The sequence below is a fragment of the Streptomyces sulphureus DSM 40104 genome (assembly GCF_000381025.1).
Taxonomy (GTDB): Bacteria; Actinomycetota; Actinomycetes; order Streptomycetales; family Streptomycetaceae; genus Streptomyces; species Streptomyces sulphureus.
The window spans coordinates 737,299-759,418 of the sequence record NZ_KB905814.1 but is presented as its reverse complement, the minus strand read 5'-3'; the positions used below and the strand labels follow the sequence as shown (position 1 = coordinate 759,418).

17 protein-coding genes and 1 pseudogene are annotated in these 22,120 nt (G+C 68.3%); 6 read left to right on the top strand and 12 right to left on the bottom strand.

The window, feature by feature from the left end:
• Nucleotides 1-29 precede the first annotated feature (29 nt).
• Complete coding sequence (locus tag F603_RS0107515) at nt 30-926, bottom strand: alpha/beta fold hydrolase (protein WP_019545397.1); 897 nt, start codon at nt 924-926, stop codon at nt 30-32.
• 419 nt (nt 927-1,345) lie between these two features.
• On the opposite strand from F603_RS0107515, the gene F603_RS33920 reads away from it, so the two are divergent.
• Nucleotides 1,346-2,114 (top strand): IS5 family transposase gene (locus tag F603_RS33920; protein ID WP_169379055.1). Its coding sequence is split into 2 segments (ribosomal slippage): nt 1,346-1,647 and nt 1,646-2,114, totalling 771 coding nucleotides; the frame shifts between segments, so codons are not numbered across the junction.
• A gap of 22 nt (nt 2,115-2,136) precedes the next feature.
• On the opposite strand, the gene F603_RS0107505 is transcribed toward F603_RS33920, so the two are convergent.
• Together F603_RS0107505 and F603_RS35040 are read right to left on the bottom strand one after the other, a co-directional pair.
• Nucleotides 2,137-3,426, bottom strand: a complete 1,290-nt coding sequence (locus F603_RS0107505) for an MFS transporter (protein ID WP_019545395.1) — start codon at nt 3,424-3,426, stop codon at nt 2,137-2,139.
• Nucleotides 3,427-3,593: 167 nt separating this feature from the next.
• Nucleotides 3,594-3,728, bottom strand: a pseudogene (locus F603_RS35040) (Uma2 family endonuclease); the annotation flags it as partial.
• Between the two features lie 155 nt (nt 3,729-3,883).
• Between F603_RS35040 and F603_RS36490 the strand changes: the two are divergent.
• A complete protein-coding gene (locus tag F603_RS36490; RefSeq protein ID WP_425426953.1) occupies nt 3,884-4,711 on the top strand; it encodes a DUF7008 domain-containing protein in 828 nt (275 codons plus the stop codon).
• 135 nt (nt 4,712-4,846) lie between these two features.
• On the opposite strand, the gene F603_RS0107495 is transcribed toward F603_RS36490, so the two are convergent.
• The 6 genes from F603_RS0107495 to F603_RS0107465 all read right to left on the bottom strand — a co-directional run bounded on the left by F603_RS0107495 (nt 4,847) and on the right by F603_RS0107465 (nt 12,381).
• The gene (locus tag F603_RS0107495) at nt 4,847-5,386 is read right to left on the bottom strand and encodes a hypothetical protein (protein ID WP_019545393.1); all 540 of its coding nucleotides are present in this window, start codon (nt 5,384-5,386) and stop codon (nt 4,847-4,849) included.
• Between the two features lie 20 nt (nt 5,387-5,406).
• On the bottom strand, nt 5,407-7,395 hold the full coding sequence (locus F603_RS0107490) for a hypothetical protein (protein WP_019545392.1): 1,989 nt from the start codon (nt 7,393-7,395) through the stop codon (nt 5,407-5,409).
• Nucleotides 7,392-8,555, bottom strand: coding sequence for a 5'-methylthioadenosine/S-adenosylhomocysteine nucleosidase family protein (locus F603_RS0107485; protein WP_026328215.1), 1,164 nt, complete (start codon nt 8,553-8,555; stop codon nt 7,392-7,394). Before F603_RS0107485 ends, F603_RS0107490 begins: the two co-directional genes overlap by 4 nt.
• A 3-nt stretch (nt 8,556-8,558) precedes the next feature.
• The gene (locus tag F603_RS0107480; protein ID WP_026328214.1) at nt 8,559-9,299 is read right to left on the bottom strand and encodes an NUDIX hydrolase; all 741 of its coding nucleotides are present in this window, start codon (nt 9,297-9,299) and stop codon (nt 8,559-8,561) included.
• A gap of 790 nt (nt 9,300-10,089) precedes the next feature.
• Complete coding sequence (locus F603_RS0107470) at nt 10,090-11,550, bottom strand: restriction system modified-DNA reader domain-containing protein (RefSeq protein ID WP_026328213.1); 1,461 nt, start codon at nt 11,548-11,550, stop codon at nt 10,090-10,092.
• Nucleotides 11,551-11,814: 264 nt separating this feature from the next.
• On the bottom strand, nt 11,815-12,381 hold the full coding sequence (locus tag F603_RS0107465; RefSeq protein WP_019545387.1) for a Uma2 family endonuclease: 567 nt from the start codon (nt 12,379-12,381) through the stop codon (nt 11,815-11,817).
• Between the two features lie 197 nt (nt 12,382-12,578).
• On the opposite strand from F603_RS0107465, the gene F603_RS0107460 reads away from it, so the two are divergent.
• On the top strand, nt 12,579-14,621 hold the full coding sequence (locus F603_RS0107460; protein ID WP_019545386.1) for a thioredoxin domain-containing protein: 2,043 nt from the start codon (nt 12,579-12,581) through the stop codon (nt 14,619-14,621).
• A 52-nt stretch (nt 14,622-14,673) separates the two neighbouring features.
• On the opposite strand, the gene F603_RS0107455 is transcribed toward F603_RS0107460, so the two are convergent.
• A complete protein-coding gene (locus F603_RS0107455) occupies nt 14,674-15,294 on the bottom strand; it encodes a TetR/AcrR family transcriptional regulator (RefSeq protein WP_019545385.1) in 621 nt (206 codons plus the stop codon).
• A 142-nt stretch (nt 15,295-15,436) separates the two neighbouring features.
• Between F603_RS0107455 and F603_RS0107450 the strand changes: the two genes are divergently transcribed.
• Together F603_RS0107450 and F603_RS0107445 are read left to right on the top strand one after the other, a co-directional pair.
• Entirely contained in the window at nt 15,437-16,651 is a 1,215-nt protein-coding gene (locus F603_RS0107450) for a pyridoxal phosphate-dependent aminotransferase (protein ID WP_019545384.1), read from the top strand.
• Nucleotides 16,652-16,813: 162 nt separating this feature from the next.
• Nucleotides 16,814-17,218 (top strand): SCO4983 family protein, encoded by a 405-nt coding sequence (locus F603_RS0107445; RefSeq protein ID WP_019545383.1) that lies wholly within the window; start codon nt 16,814-16,816, stop codon nt 17,216-17,218.
• A 178-nt stretch (nt 17,219-17,396) separates the two neighbouring features.
• Here the strand turns inward: F603_RS0107445 and F603_RS0107440 are convergent, their stop codons facing one another.
• Nucleotides 17,397-19,250, bottom strand: coding sequence for a phosphoenolpyruvate carboxykinase (GTP) (locus tag F603_RS0107440; RefSeq protein WP_019545382.1), 1,854 nt, complete (start codon nt 19,248-19,250; stop codon nt 17,397-17,399).
• Between the two features lie 397 nt (nt 19,251-19,647).
• On the opposite strand from F603_RS0107440, the gene trhA reads away from it, so the two are divergent.
• The gene (gene trhA, locus F603_RS0107435) at nt 19,648-20,439 is read left to right on the top strand and encodes a PAQR family membrane homeostasis protein TrhA (RefSeq protein ID WP_019545381.1); all 792 of its coding nucleotides are present in this window, start codon (nt 19,648-19,650) and stop codon (nt 20,437-20,439) included.
• 59 nt (nt 20,440-20,498) lie between these two features.
• Here the strand turns inward: trhA and F603_RS0107430 are convergent, their stop codons facing one another.
• On the bottom strand, nt 20,499-22,103 hold the full coding sequence (locus tag F603_RS0107430) for an N-acyl-D-amino-acid deacylase family protein (RefSeq protein ID WP_019545380.1): 1,605 nt from the start codon (nt 22,101-22,103) through the stop codon (nt 20,499-20,501).
• Nucleotides 22,104-22,120: the final 17 nt, after the last annotated feature.

The following is a 22,120-nucleotide window of genomic DNA, read 5'->3' as shown; positions in this document are numbered from 1 at the left end:
GCGCCGACTCCACTCGACCCGTGGGGATTTCACGTGCGGGCCGCCTGCGCGGCCACGCGCTCGACCGCCTTGGCGGCGAGGCCGGGCTCGTCGACGTAGATGTAGTGCTCGCTCTTGGACGCGGTGGCGAGCGAGCTGTTGCTGGAGATCTTCAGCCACTTCTTCTGGCCCTCGGACCACGAACGCTCCATGGCCTTCCCGTACTGGGGGATCTCCGCGAGGTACTGCTTCCCGTGCTTGAGCACCTCCACCGGAATGTCCCCGGCGGAGCGCACCTTGCCGTCCCGTATCACGAGCTTCTCCGGGTTCTGCCCGGAGGAGATCGCGACGAACTGGTCCCGTACCTCGGCGGCCGGTCCGTCGGCGGACTCGGGAACGTCCCGCTTCACGTCGGCGTTCTGCGTCGGCGGGGTGGCGTCCATCAGGACCAGGCCCGCGACCTTGTCCTGGTGGTCCGGTGCGAACCGGGCGGCGATCAGCCCGCCGAGCGAATGCCCGGCCAGGACAACCGGGTTGTCACCGGCGACCTTGTCCAACACCCCGTTCAGCACCTTCCCGCTGTCGTCGATGCTCTGCGCCTTCTTGGGCTTGTCGCTCGTGCCCGCGCCGAGACGGTCATAGGAGCACACACGATTCTTCTTGCTCAGCTTCTTCTGGAAACCGGCCATCTTCTTCACGTCGTCGCCACCGCCGTGCATCAGCATGACCACCGGCTGACCCTCCGCCGCTCGTCCGGAGCAGGACACGTGCACCGACCGACCGTCAACCTTGATCTTCTTGCTGCCCTGCAGCGCCTGCTCCGCCGAAGCGGAGCTGCCGGCTGCGTCGGTGGCCGGCGACGGTTCGTCGTCACACCCGACAAGCCCCACACCGGCGACGGCACAGCACAGAGCGATCACGGCAGGGGTCTTGCGGTTGCGGGTCATTCGGCTCTCCAGCGAATCGAGGTACGTCGGCGGACCGCAGCAGCCCGCCGCGACCAGCCAGAACGCTACGTATCCACCGCCCGCGAATCGTCACCGCACGGTGGACACCTGCACGTAGCTCTCGCGGGGGACAGGACGACAGGACGGGGCCGCGACGCGGGGTTCCGCGGAGGAAGGGCGCGAGGACGCATCCGCTGCTCTCCTCGGCCAAGTCGCGGCGGCAACACGTCACTTGCCCGATGGGAGGGGCGGCACTCGTCGTAGAACCTGACGGCCGCGCATTGCCGACCGGGCTCGGGCGGCCTTAGAACTCCTAACGAAATGATCTTCGAGGTGGTTGGATCACTCCGGGGCTGTTGATCCGGGGGTGTGGGGTGGCTCGGCCGAAGCCGTGGGAAGTTGATGACGAGTTGTGGGCGATGGTCGAACTGCTGTTGCCCAAGGTTGAGCGCCGAACTCGGCACCCGGGACGCAAGCGGCATCCGGACCGACTGGTGTTCCAGGGCATCCTGTTTGTGCTGCACACCGGGATCTCCTGGGAACACCTGCCGCAGGAACTCGGCTTCGGCTCGGGCATGACGTGCTGGCGCCGCCTGGCCGAGTGGACCGAGGCCGGGGTGTGGCCTCAGCTGCACGAGGTCCTGCTCGCCGAACTCCGCGGCGCGAACGCCCTGGACTTCTCCCGGGCAGCCGTCGACGGCTCCCACATCCGGGCTTTAAAGGGGGCCCAAGACGGGACGAAGCCCTGTCGACCGGGGCAGGACGGGCAGCAAGCATCATCTGATCACCGATGCCACCGGCATCCCGCTTGCCGCCACCTTGACCAGCGGGAACCGCAACGACGTCACCCAGCTCATTCCACTGCTCCAGGCCGTACCTCCCGTGCGTGGCAAGCGCGGCCGGCCCCGGCGCCGTCCGGACATCGTGCTCGGTGACCGCGGCTACGACCACGACAAGTACCGCCGCCTGGTCTGGGATCTCGGCGTGAAGCCGCTGATCGCCCGCCGCGGCACCGCGCACGGTGCCGGTCTGGGGACTCAACGGTGGGTGGTCGAGCGCGCGTTCGCCCATCTGCACTGGTTCTGCCGGCTTCGGATTCGTTGGGAGATGCGCGATGACATCCACGAGGCGTTCCTCATCCTCGGCTGCGCTCTGATCTGTTGGCGGCGCCTCAAATCGCTGCGGTAGCACTTCCCAGCGACGGGTGAAGTCAGGGGCGCCTCAGCCCCGTTCGGTCGTTTCGGAGCGGGCCGGAGGTCAGACCGGTGAGCCCCACGCCGACGAGCAGGACGGCACAGGCGACAACGATGACGGTGGCGCCCTGAAGGTCGACAAGTGCGCCGAGCACGTTGTTCATGAGCAACAGGGCCAAGCTCTGTACGAGTACCAGCACCGCCTGGATTCGCGACAGGTGGAAGTCGGGCGATGATGCGAGCACTAGCGGCGCGATGTGTGCGGAGAAGGTCCCGTTACCGATTCCGATGACCAGGCCGGCAGCGACAGCTAAGGTCGCACTGGGGGAGAGACCAAGCGCGAGGACGCCCACACCCGCCAGGATCAGCGCGCTCGCCGCCATCAGTCCAGGCCGCCCCAGCGGGCCGCGCTTCACCACCACCAGGGTGACCGCCACCATGCCCACGCCCTGCGCGCCGAGCACCAGCCCGGCGGATCCCGCGCTCCACCGCTCTTCGCGAGCGAGCAGGGGGACCAGCAGGGACATTACCGGCAACAGGAAACCGGCCGCCGCTCCGGTGAGCCACAATCCCGGGCGCAGCACCGGATGGGAGAAGGCCACCTTCACCCCGCTCAAGGCTTCCTTGAGGAGACCGTCCGACCTTGGGGCCGGTGGCACGTCGTGCTGCGGACGGATGACTATCAGGACGACGAGGGTGAAGGCGAAGGTGACCGCGTTGACGACAGCGGCGCCCGCGAGCCCTGCCAGGCCGACCAGCACACCGGCCAGCGGACCGCCTCCCATGTTGATCACCTGACCGCCGACCTGGCGTAGAGACAACGCACGAGGCAACTGAGCCTTGTCCACCAACCGTCGGGGCATGGACCCTGAGGCTGGCAGATAGAACGCGTCGACGACACCGACCGCAATGCCTGTTGCGATGAGCAACAAGGGCGGAGCACCCACGGAGTAGGCGACGGCCGTGAGAACGACGGAGAACACCAGCATCGCGGCATCGCCGGTGATCAGCACGCGGTGTGCGCTGACGCGGTCGCTGACCGCTCCTCCGATGAGAAGGAGCAGGACGCGGGGCAGCGTGATCGCGCTCAGGGCCAGCGCCGCGACGCTCCCGCCATACTCGCTGGCTGCCCAGCCGAGGGCGAAGTAGAAGACCGCATTGCCCACGAGCGACACCAGGATGCCGACGAGCCACAGCATGTACGCCCGAGGCAGCCGGTCCTCGCCATGCCTCTCGTCACACACCCCCGGGACTGGGGCGACACCGGCTTCCATAGTCTCCTCGGCCGCCTCATCACTGGCCGCCATTGGGTCCCCCGATCGATCCGACGATGACGATGATCACGGGGCGACAGTGCCACACGGCACTGACATCCGGCCCAGGCGGCGTGGTGTCCGCCGCGGGGAGAACTGCCGTACACCGCTGGAGAATTGCTCGCTCTGGTGAACCTCCAGGTCTATTTCGTTAGGAGTTCTTATACGATCGCGAGATCGACCGTGACGGAAAAAGGCGCGGTGGCCTTCACCGTGCCGGTGAACATCTCGCCGTCCCGACAGGTCCTGTCGGCGGGATCGAGAACGCAGGTGTAGACGATCGGAACGCCGGTGGCGTCCGCCGGGCACGGGCGGCCGGAGACGTGATCGCGCGCGCCTTCTCCCTCGTCGGCGTTGCCACCGCATTCGCACAACGGCCCGACGCCCCACTCGGCTGGCTCGCGGGCGAGAAAGGGGAAATCGCACCCCCGCGCTCGCTCCACACCTTTCCGTGCCGCAGTGGTACAGGCAAGCATCACCTCGCGCCTGCACGGCCTCAGCCGCGACCACCCGGCACGACCGCCGCCCTCGTCGTCGACCAGTACCGACGCTCCCGAGCCAGGCGCCGCAGGCGTCGGGAGGGGAGGAGCTGCGGACGGAAGCGGTTTGCGTTCCGGCAAAGTATGTTCGCACCTTGCGCGCTGCGTGGCTTCGACAGCCCACCCTGCCGCCAATTCCCTGTGCATGTCCCGAGTCGCGACTGGCGCATTCACGCCATCTGTGTTGCGTTGGCAAAAGCGATTTCGACTCAGAAGCTGCTCGGCGCCTGGCTCAGGTCGTGTGTGAACGACTGCCACGATGCGAGCTGCCGGACGGGCCCCTCGCGGCCACAGAGCATGTGCCGTACGCGTCAGCGAAGCGATACAAGGAGTCGGCTCTGCGTAAGCGTGCCCAGCGCGAGCAGGTCTGGGAGCTTAAGCGTCGCGAGGACAAGCAGGTGAAGACTGAGGATTCCGTTCCACCCAAGTTCGTGAGCGCTGATTTCCAGCACGCGTCCTATTGGTCGCACCGAGGCGGCCTCGACATCCCCCGGGAACGCTTCATCTTCTATCCCGACGTTGTTGTCGCTGGCAAGGGCCTGCTGCTCGGCTGGTCCGGCTTGAACGAGGCAGACCTTGCTGCAATTGGCCCGCGCGCACCACCAGTAGCCTCACCTGAGCGCATACCAGATTCCCTCCTGAGTCGGCATCAACATGCAGAAACTGATCCCCTGGATCCAGCAGTGGGAGGTTCGCCCAGGATCCGGGCTGAGGCTTGGCCAAACTGCCCTTCAAACTGACCGACGGACGGGCATAGCCCGTTGAGCTTGACGGACTGTACGAGCGTGAGCCGGACGCCTGCTGACTATGCAGCGGAGTTCGACTCGCACCCCGAGGTCGGAGGTGTCGTACGCGTGCCTGGCGAGGGCCTGGTGCTACCGCTCCGTACGGCGCAGAAACTGCCAGCCCAGCACAGCCAAGGCGAGCGTCTGCACGAGAGAAGTGAGCACGAGCAGGGGCCGAGCGGCGGGAGAGCACCAGAATGCGATCGTGCAGACCATCGGCAGTATCAGGTACGTGAACAGGTCCACCGCGGTTTGAAGCCGCTTGCGCAGGGTGCGGCCCGCAAGGTTGCGATTGTAGACCTCCCAGCCAAACACCGTGCCCTGGGCGGAGGCGAGTTCCCCTATGCGCGGCCCCAGTTGGTCGCGGACGTAATAGCCGATCGCCGAGATCTTCTCGTCATTGACCAGGTAGGCCCAGCCCAGGATCAGGCAGATCGCGGGGGCGCAGAGCAACAGTCGGGACTGTCCGCTGTGGACGGTGACTGCCACGACCGCGGTGACCGCGGCGAGCGTGAAGTAGAGTAGGTTGTCGCGGAACCCTATGCGGGTTTTCTGTTCCTCCTTGAGGCGGTCGTACTCGGCCAGCAGGACTTTGCTCTCGGTGACATCGTCCATGGAGTTCGCAGCCATTCCTGTGCTCGATTCCGGGATCAGCCGGTGACCTGGAAGGGCGTCAGATCGTCGGGGTTGTGCCGTTCGATCCAGTCCTTCCCGTCCGCCGCGATGCCCTCCAAAAGGCGGAAAGTATGGGTGAAGCCGGCCGCGCTGAGACTGATCTCGGAAATCTCCCGGGCGCTCTCGTCCGGTGCCAGTTGATGGGCATCGGCGTCCTTGACACGGATCTTCCGGGTTGGTCCGTTCGTGAAGACGAGTTCCAGGTCGTAGCCGACATCCGTGTTCTCCGTCACCTGCACTGAGGACAGTGCGTCGAACCGGTAGTTGCTCCGCTGCTCGTTCCTGCGCGTCGAGTCGACGAACTTGAGTTCGGAGCTGATCTCGCGGATGCCGTCCCGGGTGAACAGGAAAAGGCGGATGACGTAGTGCGAGTACCGCCACGGGCCGCCCCGGACCCGGGCTCGTTTGTAGGAGGGCGCCGGGGCCGCCAGGATGGTGTGCGTGATCAGGTCCCGCCAGGTGAGCCGATGGTGCCGCAGTGCCTCGTCCACGAACGAAGTCTTGTCGCAGGTGAGCCATGTCTCCATTTCCCGCTCACTGGGGCGGGTTTCGTTTAGGAACGCCTTCCAACGCTCATGCGCCTTCTGCCGTGCGGCCAGCTCCTCCTGGTATTCCCGAGCCTCCCGGGCCACTCGGTGTCTTTCACGTCGGAACTCCAGCCACAGCTGAGCGGCCGCGTGACCCGACCAGGTCGCACCGAGCAAGGCCAGGAACGCCCACAGTGGCCGCGGCTGGGCAGCTCCCGACACCGCCGTGCTGAATGCTGACAGGGCCACGGCGCCGAGAACAACAAGGGCTGCTACATTCAGGACCTTCGTTTTGGCCGGCGTCCGGTCCTGGCGGTGCCGATCGAAAAGGGTGCCGTTGTTGTGGCGGTTCCTGCTCTCCTCGGCGAGGTACCGGATCAGCCAGGTGACCCGGTCCACACTGATTCGGCTCTCCCGGTAGAGGTCCGCGATCTCGGCGGCGAGGGCACTGCGGACCTCAGCGGTGTGCGCGAGCCAGGCTTCCGGGGCGAATCCGTGGGGTGTGCGGACGCTGAAGTAGTGATCGAACTTGCTGTGGACGCGCTTGGTGAACCCGTCCTCGGCAGGTGCGGGACCGTGCGGCTGCGGGGCGCCGGCCCCGGCCGTGTGGCCCGGTCGGGATTCCCGGCCCCACCACCGGACGCCGTAGCGGGCCGCGGTGCGGCCCGCTACGAGTGCCAGCAGTAACTCGAAGACCGCCTGGGCCGGATGCGCGATCCAAGCCAGGGCCCCGAGGACCGCACTGCTGACTACGAACAGGACCAGCCGGAGCGGAAGGCCCGCCCGGGCAGCGGCGGCGGCATCAGTGCTCAGGCGGGGGAGTACGGCACGCGCGCCTATGGGGGAGGGCTCGAAATAGGCCCAGACCCGTCCGACCCGGTCGTTGCCGAAGCGCTCCGCCTCAGCTCGTTCGAGGGTCTCCGCCCACAGGTCGTCCTTCAGACCTCCGGTGAGCATGAGGTCGAAGTGGCGGAGGATCGCATCATGCTGGCGGGACGGCAGGTCCTGCAGCTGCTTCAGCACAGGTCCGGTCGCTCCGCTCGCGGTGCCGAGCGCCGCCAGCAGGTCGAAAGTGACGCGTAGGGAGTCCTTCCACTCGTCCTCCGCGTAGGCCCGCACGAGCCCGGAGGCGTGGCGCAGCCGCTGGACCTCTTCGACGCTGAGGTCGTGGTAGGTGCGTGCGCTGAGCATGGCGAGCACCCAGTGGAAGCGAACCTCCGCGTTGTGGTAACCGTGGGCGATCGCGTCCGTGATCATTTCGCGGGCACGGCTGGGAATTCCGTCTTCCAGAAGCCGCACTCCCACCCTGTACTTCTCCTGCGGCGAAGCATCCGGGCGGACGAAGTAGACGTTGGAGTTGTGTACGGTCTCCGCCTGAATCCCGACGTTGGAGTCATACGCGGCTGAGCCGTACGTGGCACCGTAGCTGTCGTTCATGCCCGGTCTCCGGCTGTGGCGACCAAGGGGGCTAGCTCGGCCATCAGCCCAGGGCACTCCACGACCAATCCGCGCAGTCTCCTGAGCGTCATGGTCGCCTGCTTCGACGAATCTGGGCTGTTTCCCCTGGCCGACCGGAGGGCGGAGTCCAGGTCGGCCAAGGCCTCCCGGTAGGTGTCCTCGTCGAGGGCGCCTTCAGCGTGGTGCCGCCTCAAACTTCCGCGGAAACCGTTGAGCGCCGCGATCAGATTTATCGGGCCGGACTTCTGCGGAACCATGTTCATGTGAACGCTGCTGTCCGTGACCGAGTCGGCCATGATGCCGACGGTGCTGCTGTGAACGGTATTGCTGACGTGTCGGTCGGGCCGGTCGGCCGAAGGGACCCTGCCGTCCCGGGGCACGGGGGTCTCCTCCTGTTCCGCTGCCAGTTCCACTATCAGTCGGATAGCGAACGCCGCTGCGTTCGCTGCGGCCTGCGGCTGCCAGTTGCGGTCGTCCGTGCTGTTCTTCGTGCCGTCCGCCCGGTCGCTGATTCCCCGAATGATGGCCACCGGGGCCCCGTTGAGATGGCCGGCCTGCGCCACACCGGCCGCCTCCATCTCGATGGCGAGAGCGTCGTTGTAGTGCTGCCGAATCCACTTCGCCTCGGCCGAGATTCTTGAGTTTTGGACGACTTCGCCGGCGGCGATCGCCCCGAAGCGAACCTGTGGCGCGTCCTCGCAGCCGGAGGCAGAACCCGCCCAGTCGTTCAAACGGGCCAGGTGCGAGGCGAGCTGGCTGATGTCGTGCGGTGCCTCCCACACCCGGGGGCGTGCTTTGAGCCCGTCGTCCTCGCCGGTCCCACCGTGATATGCGTACACGTGTGACGCCATGACGACGTCACCTAACCTCGTGGCGTCCCATAAAGCGCCAGCGATCCCGACGAACAGCACGGCCACCGGCGAGAACTCCTGAATCGCGCGTTCGGCGATCACCGCGGCGGAATGGTTCCCCTTGCTCGTCAGGCCGAGTGCGACACGGCACGAGGTACCCTGCACGGTTCCCACTTCGAACCGGGTACCACGCTCATGACGGTGCGTCTGCAGACTCGCCAGCTTCTGACGTACGGCCTGATACTCGAGATTGAGGGCGGTGAGAATCACCACCGGGTCTTTCGACAGCTATTACTCTTCCTCTCTCGTTTTCTCTTCCGTTGCGGGCGGCGCGGGGCGGATCAGTGGCGGGAAAAGCACGGTCTTCGGGCCGGCCCGGTATAGCTGTGCGGGCCGGCCGCCCGTGCTCCTGCGGTCCGCACCGACGGGGATGATGAATCCCTTCGCGGCCTGGACTTTGCGGTAGAAGTTGCGAGTGTCGAGTGCGGTGCCCCAGACGGCCTCATACACCTGTTGTAGCTCTGCGATGGTGAATTCCGCCCCGCAGAAGGCCGTGGCCAGCGACGAGAACTCAAGCTTGGTACGCGCGTATTCGATCCCGTCCGTTGCGATTCGGCGGTGGTCGAAGGCGAGTTCCACCTTTCCCGACAGCACGGCGTGCGCGGGAACCCACGCGGCATCGGTGGCATCCGTCCCCGCGACCGGGTTGGGCAGTCCCGGCGCGATCGCCAGGTGTGCCACGGAGACGACTCGGCCGCGGGGGTCGCGGCCCGATTCCCCGTACACGCCCAGCTGTTCAAGGTGGACCCAGCTGGATGTCAGGGCCGTTTCCTCGCTCAGTTCGCGGTGAGCGGCATCCAGAATCTCCTCGCCGTCGTGGTTCAGGAATCCTCCGGGCAGGGCGGACATACCGCGGAAGGGGTCTTCACCCCGCTCCACCAGGAGGGTGTGCAGGTGGCCCTCCCGCAGCGTCAGGATCACGAGATCGACCGTCAGTAAGACAGGAGGAGGTGACCACGCGTCATGTTGCATGGTCTGCAGAGTACTTCAGTTACTGTCACTTGCACAATAAAGAGAGTCGGGGGAGCGCGGGCTCCGGCCCGCGCGAATGTGGTCCTCGACATCATCCAGCCACGGCACCTGGCCTTTCGCCAAGGGCGGTTTCAGGCCCGTGATTGGCCGCAGGTCGGCAGTGCGAGGGGAGCCCACGCCTGGCACCCGGCGGGTTCGGCCCGCATGGCTCGGGTCTCCCCCGCGGTCGAGCCGCCGGTGACGACCAGGAAGCCGCCGGTGCTGAGTCGGGCGATTATAGGGCGCAAACGGAACATCGACGTCCCGAGCCACGTAGGGGTGCCGAAGCTGCTGGCCTTCCTGCGGGCGGGGGCGGTGCCTACCGAAAGCGAGCGGATCCGCGCGTTCCGCCGTCGCCCACGTGCCGGGTGGGCTTGCCGGACCGGCTGAGAAACAGTTGTTCTGTACGCCCTCGACCTGTGTCGGCCCGTCGATGCGGTTGCCGTGCTTATCAGGGAGGTGTGCTCGTTGTCCATTCTTGTGTTTCAACTGTGGTTGTTCTGCACGAACGCCCTTCAGCTGGACTGGCCCGTGGAAGATACTGCGGTGGACCTCCTGGCGGCCCTGGTCGCGAGCAGCGCCTTCGCTCCGGGCACGCTCGAAGTCGTCCAGAATGTGAGGCCCCGGTAATGTAACCGGACGGCCCGCGATGACTTTTTCGAGCGCGGAGCTCACCGATCGACTCTGTGGGAAGACACGGACATGTCCTCCGCGTCCCAGCTCGGGTCCTGGGGCTTCTCGACGCCGTGCCTCAGCCTCCGTGTTCGCGCAGAAGTTCGATCATGTTGCGGAGCATGGGTATCGCTGAGTCGCCAACCTTGTCCTTGTCGTTGAAGTGCATCAGTTCGTTGCGGATCTCGCGCAGTTCGTCGAGACGGGCCGTGAAGGACTTGCGGTCTAGCGGCCAGCCCAGCCTGTCCCACTGCTTCTGGTTACTCAGGACCTGCTGGTAGTCCCCATAGGACAGTTGGTCGAAGGCGGTAAGCTTCCGGCGTCCATCCGGATCGCAGAGCGCGATCACCTCTGCAAGGTCCAGGCCCTCCGAGATGACCCAACGCAGTTGCCGGTCTAGGTCACCGATGAGTAGGAACGGACGGGCCGTGGCGCCGTATTCGGCGGCCATATCGGCGACGGTGATGATTCCGGCGATCTGGTTCGTCTGGTCTTTGACCAGGACGAAGCCGAACCGTTCCATGTCGGACAGGACGTCGATCAGGTGGTCGGTGTAGCTGACCGCGTGAGCATCGATGATGGCATCGGGAAACTGGGCTGCGGCGTTCGCATGGCGCGCTCGTGCGATGGATTCCCAGGTGACGGCCCCTCGCAAATTCCGAGGTCCATCCAGCACCGGTAGCTGTGAATACGCGTTGAGGCGCATCTTGGTGAATGCCTCCTCGAAGCTCGCAGAGGAGGTCACAGAGGTCACCCCTTTGAGCGCCGAAGGTAGGTTTCCGACTGCCTGCCCTTGTTGCGTCGGCAAGTCCTCGTCTTGCTCGGAGGTGGTGGGCCCCGGCGCGCCGGTCGTCTCCTTGTCCTCGTGCTCCCTCGCTGCCTTCTGCTCGGCTGCCGGGTGGTGCCCCGCCTCCTCCTCCTGATCCCCCTCGGTGTCCACCGGCGGTCCGACCAGAGTGACCTGGTCGTCGAGGCCCACAGCTGTGAAATCTGGCACGGTGGACAAGCCGTGGTTCGCCAACTCGGCCGATGCCCGTTCGCTGACCCGGTAGCCGCGCTTGGACGCGCCCCACCAGACCAGCAGGTCCCTAACGGATAGGGAGATGCAGGTGCCCGCGTCGGCTTGCCTCCGTGCGTGCTTCAACCAGGCGTGCCTGTCGGCGGAGCTAGTGGCTGCGGGACTGTCGGAGAGCGGCTTCTCCACCACAGCGTCCAGCAGTTCCTGCCGTAGGTTGTCCAGCAAGGTGCCGTTGTCCAGCGCCCACGAGGTCCAGCCGTCGAAAGATCCACCTCCCACAGTTGCAGCGGCTGCCTTGGAGGGGGTCTTAAACTTTCGCCCGTCCCGCAGTTCGATCTTGCCATCCGCAGTTACCTGCGCTAGATGCACTCTTCCGGATCGCTTGCGCTCAAAGGTGAGCTGGGTGCCCGCGGGCAGCAGCCCGGCATCCACCAAATCCGAAATTCGCACCCGTCGTCCCTCGATCAGATACGAGGCTCGCTCACGGGTCTTTTCCGTGCCGCCACCTGCGGTGGGTTCCATCACTTGTTTACCCCTCGAAGCTTTGGCGCCCTGAATAGGTCTGATCACCAGGGCAATGCGCCTATGGCGCCGAGGATAAGGGGAGCCTGTTCCGACGTCCGCCCGGGCCCATTCCCGGGTTGGCGTGGCTGTGCCGCAGCAAATTCAGTACGCCGACGACTTTGCCGACTGGTGAGAGTGGGGACCTGAGGCCTCCGAGAAGGCGCGGTACCCCGGCGCATCGTCTCTGTTGCTCAGTCATGAAGAAGTGCGCTTCCAGCGCTATCAGATGATTCCCAGGTCCACGGTGACAGCGAAGGGTGCGGCAGCCTTGATCACGCCGGTGAACATCTCGCCGTCCCTGTAAGCCTTGGTGGCGGGGTCAAGGACGTAGGTGTAGGTGATGGGCACTCCGGTGGCAGCCTGTTCGATGCGCCAGTAGAAGGGGATGCCGGCCTTGGCGTACTGGTCCACCTTCACGATCCTGTCCGTGGTCTCCGAACCGGGCGACACAACCTCGACGACCAGGAGTACATGCTCGGGGCGGGTGGGCGTGAGGTCGATGGTCTCCGCGCGGTAGACGATGACATCAGGACGGCGGTTGGTGAGCGGAACGTCCTGCAGGCGGACGTCGAAGTCCGTGTCTGCGTTCCAGTCCGTGCCTGCGGCGGTGTCCAGTGCGTTGGCCAGAACGCGGGCAAGCCGGTTGTGGCGCTTGGAGGCGCTCGGGCTCACGACGACCATCCCGTCCACGATCTCGATGCCGGCGCACTGTTCCTCGGACCAGGAGTCGTACTGTTCCGCGCTGATCTGCGCATGCATCCACGCGGGCGCCACCATCTCGGCGGTCATGGTGTACCTCCTTCGAGGAGACTTGGCAGGTCTGGCGCTGCTGCGCCCAGCGTACTGTTCCGAGGGGTCGGGCAGGCCGGTTCGGAGTAGGCGTGAGCCGGCCACCAGGTGATGGCTCACAAGTGCACTTCAGCCAAGCTAAGCGATCCCGTAAAGGCTTCGTAGGTCGTGCCGAGCCCTGTGAGAGCCTGGATCGTATGAACCGGTTGGCCGGCGCGACCTCGCCCTACCTGCTCCAGCACGCCGACAACCCCGTCGACTGGTGGCCGTGGTCCGACGCGGCGTTCGAGGAAGCGCGGCGCCGGGATGTCCCCGTCCTGCTGTCCGTCGGCTACTCCGCCTGCCACTGGTGTCACGTGATGGCGCGCGAGTCGTTCGAGGACGAGGAGCTCGCTCGGTATCTCAACGAGCGGTTCGTTGCGGTGAAGGTCGACCGCGAGGAGCGGCCCGATGTCGACGCCGTGTACATGGAGGCTGTGCAGGCGGCGACGGGGCAGGGCGGCTGGCCGATGACCGTCTTTCTCACCCCGGGGGGGCAACCCTTCTACTTCGGGACGTACTTCCCGCCGGTGCCGCGCCACGGGATGCCGTCCTTCCGGCAGGTGCTCGAAGGGGTCGAGGCCGCGTGGCGGGATCGGCGGGGCGAGGTCGCCGACGTCGCCTCGCGGATCACGCGAGACCTCGCCTCGCGTGCGATCAGCGGGGCCGGTGCGCAGCCGCCGGGAGAGGAGGAGGCCGGCGCTGCGCTCCTCGGGCTGACGCGGGAGTTCGACGCGCGGTACGGCGGGTTCGGCGGTGCGCCGAAGTTCCCGCCGCCGATGGTGCTGGAGTTCCTGCTGCGCCACCATGCGCGCACCGGTTCGCAGGGCGCGCTCGAGATGGTCGAGGCGACGTGCGAGGCGATGGCGCGCGGCGGGATCTACGACCAGCTCGGCGGCGGCTTCGCGCGCTACTCGGTCGACGCGGAGTGGACGGTGCCCCACTTCGAGAAGATGCTCTACGACAACGCGCAGCTCTGCCGCGTCTACGCGCACCTGTGGCGGGCCACGGGTTCGGAGTTGGGCAGGCGGGTCGCGTTGGAGACCGCCGACTTCCTCGTACGCGAACTCGGCACGTCCCAGGGCGGGTTCGCATCGGCGCTCGACGCCGACAGCGAGGACGCCGCGGGCCGCCACCGCGAGGGCGCCTACTACGTGTGGACGCCGGCGCAGCTCGCCGAGGCGCTCGGCGACGAGGACGCCGAGGCCGCCGCCGAGCGGTACGGCGTCACGGTCGAGGGCACCTTCGAGGAGGGCGCCTCCGTCCTTCAACTCCCTGACGACGCACCCCCGTTGGATGCAGGTCGCGCCGACTCGCTACGTGCCCGGCTCCTCGCTGCACGGTCGACGCGCCCCAGGCCGGCGCGTGACGAGAAGGTCGTGGCGGCCTGGAACGGCCTCGCCGTCGCGGCCCTCGCCGAGGCGGGCGCGTACTTCGAGCGCCCCGACCTCGTACGCGCGGCCGAGCGCGCGGCCCGCCTGATCGCCGAGGTCCACACGGACGCGCACGGCCGGCTGGTGCGCACCTCGCGGGACGGCGAAGCGGGAGCGAACGCAGGGGTGTTGGAGGACTACGGCGACGTGGCCGAGGGCTACCTCGCGCTCTACGCCGTCACGGGCAGCGCCGAGTGGTGGGAGCGCGCCGGCTCGCTGCTGGAGACCGTCCTCACCCGGTTCGGCGGCGAGGAGGGCGCCCTCTTCGACACCGCAGACGACGCCGAGGCGCTCATCCGCCGCCCGCAGGACCCGACGGACGGTGCCACCCCTTCGGGTTGGAACGCGGCGGCGGCAGCCCTCCTCTCGTACGCGGCGTACACGGGCAGCGAGCGCCACCGCACCGCGGCCGAGCAGGCGTTGGGCGTCCTGCGCCCGCTCGCGGCCCGGGCGCCGCGCTTCCTCGGCTGGGGCCTGTCGGCGGCGGAAGCAGCCCTCGACGGGCCGCGCGAGGTCGCCGTCGTCGGCCCGCACGACGCGTCGGCGACGGCGCGGCTCCACCGCACCGCACTGCTGACGACGGCTCCCGGCGCGGTGGTCGCCGCGGGCGAGCCCGGCGACGAGGCGGCTGTTCCGCTCCTCGCCGACCGGCCGTTGCTCGACGGGCAGCCGGCCGCATACGTCTGCCGCGGCTTCGTCTGCGCCCGTCCGACGACGGACACCGAGGAACTGGTGCAGCAGTTGGAGCCGTCGGTCGACGGGGCGTAGGTACGGACAATGGCCGGGGTCCGCGACCGCTCCGCACGGCAGGAGCGCTCTCTCAGAGAGTGAGCCCGCGCTCCAGCGTGGCCAGGGTGCGGTCGACGAGCGCGGGGAGGTCGTCGTGCGTGCCGGAGTCGATCCAGCCGAAGACGACCTCGGTGAGCGAGGCGACCAACGCGGTACAGACGACCCGGAGTTCGAGGTCGTCGACCGGGCGTCCGGTGCGGTCCGCGAGGATGCGCGCGAGGACGCGCACCGTCTCGGCTCCGTGGTCGGCGGCGCGGCTGCGGAGCGCGGGGATCTCCCGCAGCAGGTGGAGCCGGAGCTGCATCTCGCGACCGTCGCGCTGGTAGACCTCGTGCAGGGCCGAGGCGACGGCACCGCCGACGGCGCGGACGGGCGACTCGGTGGCGGGGCGCCGGGCGAGTGCCTCGCCGATCAGTACGTCGTACTCGTCGGGGAGGACCATGTCCTCCTTGGTCGGGAAGTACCGGAAGACGGTGCTGGGGGAGACCTCGGCCTCCTCGGCGATGCGGTCGACGGGGGTCGCGTCGTAGCCGCGGACCTCGAAGAGGCGGTAGGCCGCCGCGCGGATGGCCTGTCTCGTGCGGATCTTCTTCCGCTCGCGCAGCCCGAGCGCGGGTGCGGAGCCGGTGGCTGCGGAGGGCATGTGGGTCATTGTCGGCCATCGCCCGCGCCGACGGCCACGGCCGTGCGCGCGGGGACGTCCGCACGCCCGCGTCCGGTTCCGTCGCCGGGTGGCAGCGCTGGGTGAGGGAAAACACGGAGCGGGTCGTGCGGAGCGCCCGTATGGTGGCGATATGCAGGTGATCCAGTCGACCAAGCTCGCCAACGTCTGTTACGAGATCCGGGGCCCGGTCCTTGAGGAGGCGATGCGGCTGGAGGCGGCAGGTCACCGCATCCTCAAGCTCAACACGGGCAACCCGGCGGCCTTCGGGTTCGACTGCCCGCCGGAGATCCTCGAGGACATGCTCCGCAACGTCGGTACCTCGCACGGGTACGGCGATGCCAAGGGCCTCCTCGCCGCACGCCGCGCCGTCGTGCAGCACTACCAGAACCAGGGCATCGAGGACCTCCACGTCGAGGACGTCTACCTCGGCAACGGCGCGTCCGAGTTGATCCAGATGTCGATGCAGGCGCTCCTCGACGACGGGGACGAGGTCCTCGTCCCGGCGCCCGACTACCCGCTGTGGACGGCCTCCGTCTCCCTCTCGGGCGGCACCGCCGTCCACTACCGCTGCGACGAGCAGGCCGACTGGATGCCCGACCTCGCCGACATCGAGCGGAAGATCACCGACCGCACCAAGGCGCTCGTCATCATCAACCCGAACAACCCGACGGGCGCGGTCTACAGCGAGGAGATGCTGCGGGGCCTCACGGAGATCGCCCGCCGACACCAACTTGTCGTCTGCTCGGACGAGATCTACGACAAGATCCTCTACGACGGTGCGGTCCACACCCCCACGGCCACCGTCGCGCCCGACCTGATGGTGCTCACCTTCAACGGCCTCTCGAAGGCGTACCGCGTCGCCGGGTACCGCAGCGGCTGGCTCGCCGTGTGCGGCCCGAAGGACGAAGCGGAGAGCTACATCGAGGGGCTCACGATCCTCGCCAACATGCGGCTCTGCGCCAACATGCCCGCGCAGCACGCGGTTGCGGCGGCGCTCGGCGGCCGGCAGTCGATCCAGGACCTGGTGCTGCCGGGTGGGCGGCTGCTGGAGCAGCGCGACGTCGCCTACGACCTGCTCACCCAGATCCCCGGCGTCACCTGCGTGAAGCCGAAGGGCGCCATCTACGCGTTCCCACGGCTCGACCCGAAGGTGCACAAGGTCAAGGACGACCGGCAGATGGTGATCGACCTGCTCCGCCAGGAGAAGATCATGATCGTCCACGGCACCGGCTTCAACTGGCCCGAGCCCGACCACTTCCGGATCGTCAACCTTCCCCCGGCCGACGAGCTCGCCGAGGCGGTCACCCGGATCGCGCACTTCCTCGACGGCTACAGCCAGGTCTGAACTCCCGCGCGCTGCGCGTCGATCGGCACTCCGGTCGGCGCGCAGCGTGTTTTCCGGGCGGTCACGCAGCGTCTGCGGGCGGATACTTTTTTGATTCGTGCCAATTTTAGACTCAGTCTAAGTTAGGATGGTTTCCTGAAGACGCAAGCCGGGAGGCGATCCATGTACGAGCCGATCCGAACCAAGTCGGTCCATTCCGTGCCGGACGCTGAGCTGCCCCGTCGTACCCGCGAGGAGGAGCTCGACATCCGGCTCGCCGGGCACCTCACGGCGCTCCTCACCGTGACCGACGAACTCCGCGCGCTCACCCCCAGCGCGGAGCTCGACGACGCCGCGCACCGTCTCGCCGCGCACGCCGCCCGCCTCAGCGGAGGCGTCCGGCCGCTGCGGGCCGCGCCCACCTCGGCGCCGTCGGAGCAGGCACACCTCGCCTCGCTCCACCAGCGCGCCCACATGCTCGCCGACTACGCCCTCGCGCTCGCCACGACGCGGGACGACACCGAGGCGGCCGAGCTCGCCGCCGAGCGCGCCCGGAGCCACGCGGCCCGCCAGCCGGCGGCAGCCTGACCCGACGCGCCCCGTCCGCAGGGCGGTTGCACGGGCAGAGCCCAAAGGGCCGCCTCCCGCACTGGTGGGAGGCGGCCCTCTTCGATCGGGCCTGACCGACAGCTCCGTCCCACCCCTGCGGTGGTGCGACGGAGCCGCCCCGATCGGCCGTGCGCCGGGGCGTGCCCCGGCGGGTCTGTCAGCCGAGGCGCTGGACCAGCGCCCGGTACTCGTCCCACAGCTCCTTGGGTGTGTGGTCGCCGAAGGTGTTGAAGTGCTCGGGGACGAGGGCCGCCTCGCTGCGCCAGACGTCCTTGTCGACGTCGAGGAGGAAGTCGAGGTCGGCGTCGGAGAGGCCGAGCCCTGCGGTGTCGAGCGCGTCCTTGGTCGGCACCCTGCCGATCGGTGTCTCGACGGCCTCCGCCTCGCCGTCGAGACGCTCGACGATCCACTTCAGGACGCGCGAGTTCTCACCGAAGCCGGGCCAGACGATCTTGCCCTCGTCGTTCTTCTTGAACCAGTTGACGTAGTAGATCCTCGGAAGCTTCTCCGGGTCCGCCTGCCGACCGACCTCGACCCAGTGGCCGAAGTAGTCGCCCATGTTGTAGCCGCAGAAGGGGAGCATCGCGAAGGGGTCCCTGCGGAGTTCGCCGACCTTGCCCTCGGCCGCCGCCGTCTTCTCGGAGGCGACGTTGGCCCCGAGGTAGACGCCGTGCTGCCAGTCGAAGGACTCGGTCACCAGCGGGACGGCGGTGGCCCTGCGCCCGCCGAAGAGGATCGCGGAGATCGGCACACCGCGCGGGTCCTCCCACTCGGGCGCGATGATCGGGCACTGGCCGGCGGGCACGGTGAAACGGGCGTTGGGGTGGGCGGCAGGGGTGCCGCTCTCCGGCGTCCAGGCGTTGCCCTTCCAGTCGGTGAGGCGCTCGGGAGGCTCCTCCGTCATGCCCTCCCACCAGACGTCGTCGTCCTCGGTGAGCGCGACGTTGGTGAAGACCGAGTTGCCCCAAAGGGTCTTCATCGCATTGGCGTTGGTGTCCTCGCCCGTGCCGGGTGCGACGCCGAAGAAGCCGGCCTCGGGGTTGATCGCGTAGAGGCGGCCGTCCTCGCCGAACCGCATCCACGCGATGTCGTCGCCGATCGTCTCGACGGTCCAGCCGGGGATCGTCGGCTGGAGCATGGCGAGGTTGGTCTTGCCGCATGCGGAGGGGAAGGCCGCCGCCACGTACTTCACGGCCTCGGTGCCGCCGCGGGGCGGGGTGAGTTTGAGGATGAGCATGTGTTCGGCGAGCCAGCCCTCGTCGCGCGCCATCACCGAGGCGATGCGCAGCGCGTAGCACTTCTTGCCGAGGAGCGCGTTGCCGCCGTATCCCGAGCCGTACGACCAGATCTCGCGGGACTCGGGAAAGTGCGAGATGTACTTCGTCGGGTTGCAGGGCCAGGGGACGTCCTGCTCGCCCTCGGCGAGCGGGGCGCCGACCGTGTGCACGGCCTTGACGAAGAAGCCGTCGTCGCCGAGCTCGTCGAGGACGGGCTGTCCCATGCGCGTCATCGTGCGCATCGAGACGGCGACGTAGGCGGAGTCGGTGATCTCGACGCCGAGCGCCGAGAGCGGGGAGCCGAGCGGACCCATGCAGAAGGGCACCACGTACATGGTGCGGCCGCGCATGGAGCCGCGGAAGATGCCCTCCTCGCCCGAGAAGATCTCGCGCATCTCGGCGGGGGCCTTCCAGTGGTTGGTGGGGCCCGCGTCCTCCTCGCGCTCCGAGCAGATGAAGGTGCGGTCCTCGACGCGGGCGACGTCGCTCGGGTCGGAGGCGGCGTAGTAGGAGTGGGGGCGCTTGATCGGGTCGAGCTTCTTGAACGTTCCCTTTTCGACGAGCTCTTCGGCGAGGCGGTCGTACTCCGCCTCCGAGCCGTCGCACCAGACGATCCGCTCGGGCTCGGTGAGTGAGGCGATCTTCTCGACCCACGCGACGAGTTCGCGGTGGCCGGTCGGCGGGGTGGCAGGGGTCGTCGGAATGGTGTTGGGAGCCGCAGTACTGCGCGCCACGATCGCTCCAGACGTTTGAGGGTGTCCGCGGACGCCGGCAGGTGCGTCCGCGTTTCGTTGTCCGACTCTCAGCGCGCCCCTTGGGGGCCGCGACCCGGACGCTGCGGTGTTCTGGGCGTCCCAGGCGTCTCCTGTGTCCCGGTGCCGGTCGTTGCTGTCGACCGTCGGAGCCAGGTGATGCTCATCCGGTGCCGCTTGTGCTCATCTGATCATGCGAGGCGAAGGGGGGTTCTGTCCAGACGGCGACGATGTGTCCGAGGCCACTTGATGAGATCCATGCTCATGTGTGCAATGTCTTTTACCCGGGCATGGTCGACGGGTTCCCCGCTGTGCGGTGCAATGGCGCTCACACCGGTCCGGCGAGGGTTACCTACGGTTCCGTAGGTACGATGTCGCCATGACTGCCGCCCCGCTTCCGCCGCGTACGGAGCAGACGTCTGCGTCCCCAACTCCCGTACAGGACAAGCCGTCAGAACCGACCCCGCTCGCCCAGCGCGTCTCGCTCGCCAAGCCGGCGGCGCGGCTGAGCGCCTCGGCCGGGCAGGCCGCAGAGGCGCTGAAGCCCCGGCTCCGCGGCTGGCTCCACGCGGGCATGTTCCCCGCCGTGCTGATCTCCGGCGTCTTCCTCACGGCGCTCGCCGGCAGCACGCGCGGACGGGTCGCCTGCGCCGTCTACACGCTCACCGCGTGCCTGCTCTTCGGCGTCAGCGCGCTCTACCACCGCGGCAACTGGTCCCGCCGAGTCGACGGCGTGCTACGGCGGTTGGACCACGCCAACATCTTCCTCATCATCGCCGGCACCTACACGCCGCTGACGATACTGCTCCTCCCCGACGGCCGCCGCGACCTGCTGCTGTGGGGGATCTGGGTGGCCGCGGCCGTCGGCATCGCCTTCCGGGTGCTCTGGGTCGGTGCGCCCCGCTGGCTCTACACGCCGTGCTACATCGCGATGGGCTGGGCCGCCGTCTTCTTCCTCCCCGACTTCCTCCGGACGGGCGGCATGACGGTGCTCGTCTGCGTCGTCGTCGGCGGGCTGCTGTACAGCGCGGGCGGTGTGGTCTACGGGATCAAGCGGCCGAACCCCTCGCCCCGTTGGTTCGGGTTCCACGAGGTCTTCCACTCGTTCACGCTCGCCGCGTTCGCCGTGCACTACGTGGGTATCTCGCTCGTCGCCTACCAGCACACCTGACGATGCAGGCAGGGGGCGTACGGAACTCCCGTACGCCCCCTGCCTGTCGAACGGTGCCGTCAGGCGGCGCGGCGGACCGAGCGGCCCGGCAGCGCGTCGGTGCGCCGACCGTCGCGGACGGTGAAGCGGCCGTCGACGAGGACGTGCGGGAGGCCGCGCGGCAGCGCCCGCGGCTCCTCGAACGTGGAGCCGGCGGCGACCGTGGCGGCGTCGAAGAGGACGAGGTCGGCGCGGTAGCCCTCGCGGACGAGGCCGCGGTCGGGGAGGCGCAGGCGCGCGGCGGGGCGCGACGTCAGATGCGCCACGCACTCCTCCAGCCCCAGTACGCCCTCCTCGCGCACGTAGTGGCCGAGGTAGTGGGGGAAGGTGCCGTAGGCGCGGGGATGCGGCTTGGCGCCCTGGAGGATGCCGTCGCTGCCGCCGGTGTGCACCGGGTGGCGCATGATGGCGCGGACGTTCCCCTCGTGGCCGACGTGCTGGAGGATCGTCGTTCCCAACCCGTCCTCGACGAGCAGCCGTTGGGCCGTGGTGAAGGGCTCCTCGCCGCGCTCGGCCGCGGAAGCCGCCACCGTCTTCCCGACGTACGCCGAGAGCGCGGGTTCCGAGGTGCCGGAGATCTCGATGGCGTCCCACTCGATGGGGACGCCGTGGCAGCCGTCGGACCCCTCGACCTCCATGGCCTGCCGGATGCGCGCGCGCTGCTCCGGATCGGCGAGGCGGGCGAGGACGGCGTCCGGACCGCCCTCGTGCGCCCAACTCGGCAGCATCGCCACGAGGGTGGTGCAGCCGGGGGTGTACGGATAGGTGTCGAGGGTGATGTCGGCGCCCGCCTCGATCGCCTCGTCGAGGAGCGTGAGGAGCTCGCCCGCGCGGCCCCTGTTGACGCCGAAGTTCATGGTGGCGTGCGCGAGATGGAGCGGGCAGCCGGAGCGGCGGCTGACGTCGACCATCTCCGCGTACGCCTCCAGCGCGCCGGCGCCGTAGGAGCGGTGGTGGGGGCAGTAGTAGCCGCCGTGCTCGGCGACCGTGGCGCACAGCTCGGCGAGTTCGGAGCCGGAGGCGTACATGCCCGGTGTGTAGGTGAGCCCCGAGGACATGCCGACGGCGCCCTCCCGCATCCCCTCCGCGACGAGTCGGCGCATCCGCCCCAGTTCGGCGTCGGTCGCCGGCCTGTCCTCCCAGCCGACGGCGAGCATCCGGACGGTGCCCTGCGGCACCAGGTAAGCGGCGTTGACGGGGGCGCCCTGGCGGTCGATGCGGTCGAGGTAGCCGCCGACGGAGCGCCAGTCGAAGTCGAGGGAGTCGTCCCCCGGCGGGCTGCCGTTCCAACCGGCTATGGCGCGGCGGACCTCGGCGAGGGTGCGGTCGTCGGAGGGCGCGTAGGAGAGGCCGTCCTGGCCGAGGACCTCCAGGGTGACGCCCTGCGCGACCTTTGCCGAGTGGTCGGGGTCGCGGAGGACGGCGAGGTCGGAGTGGGCGTGCATGTCGATGAAGCCGGGGGCGAGGGTGAGGCCGGCGCCGTCGAGCAACTGCGGTGCGGTGGGGCGGCGTTCGCCCTCGCGGGCGATCTCGGCTATGCGTCCGTCCCGGAGCGCGACGTCGGCGCGGTAGGCGGGGCCTCCGCTGCCGTCGGCGACGTCGACGTCGGTGATCACCAGGTCCATGGGCTGCCTTCCTGCGA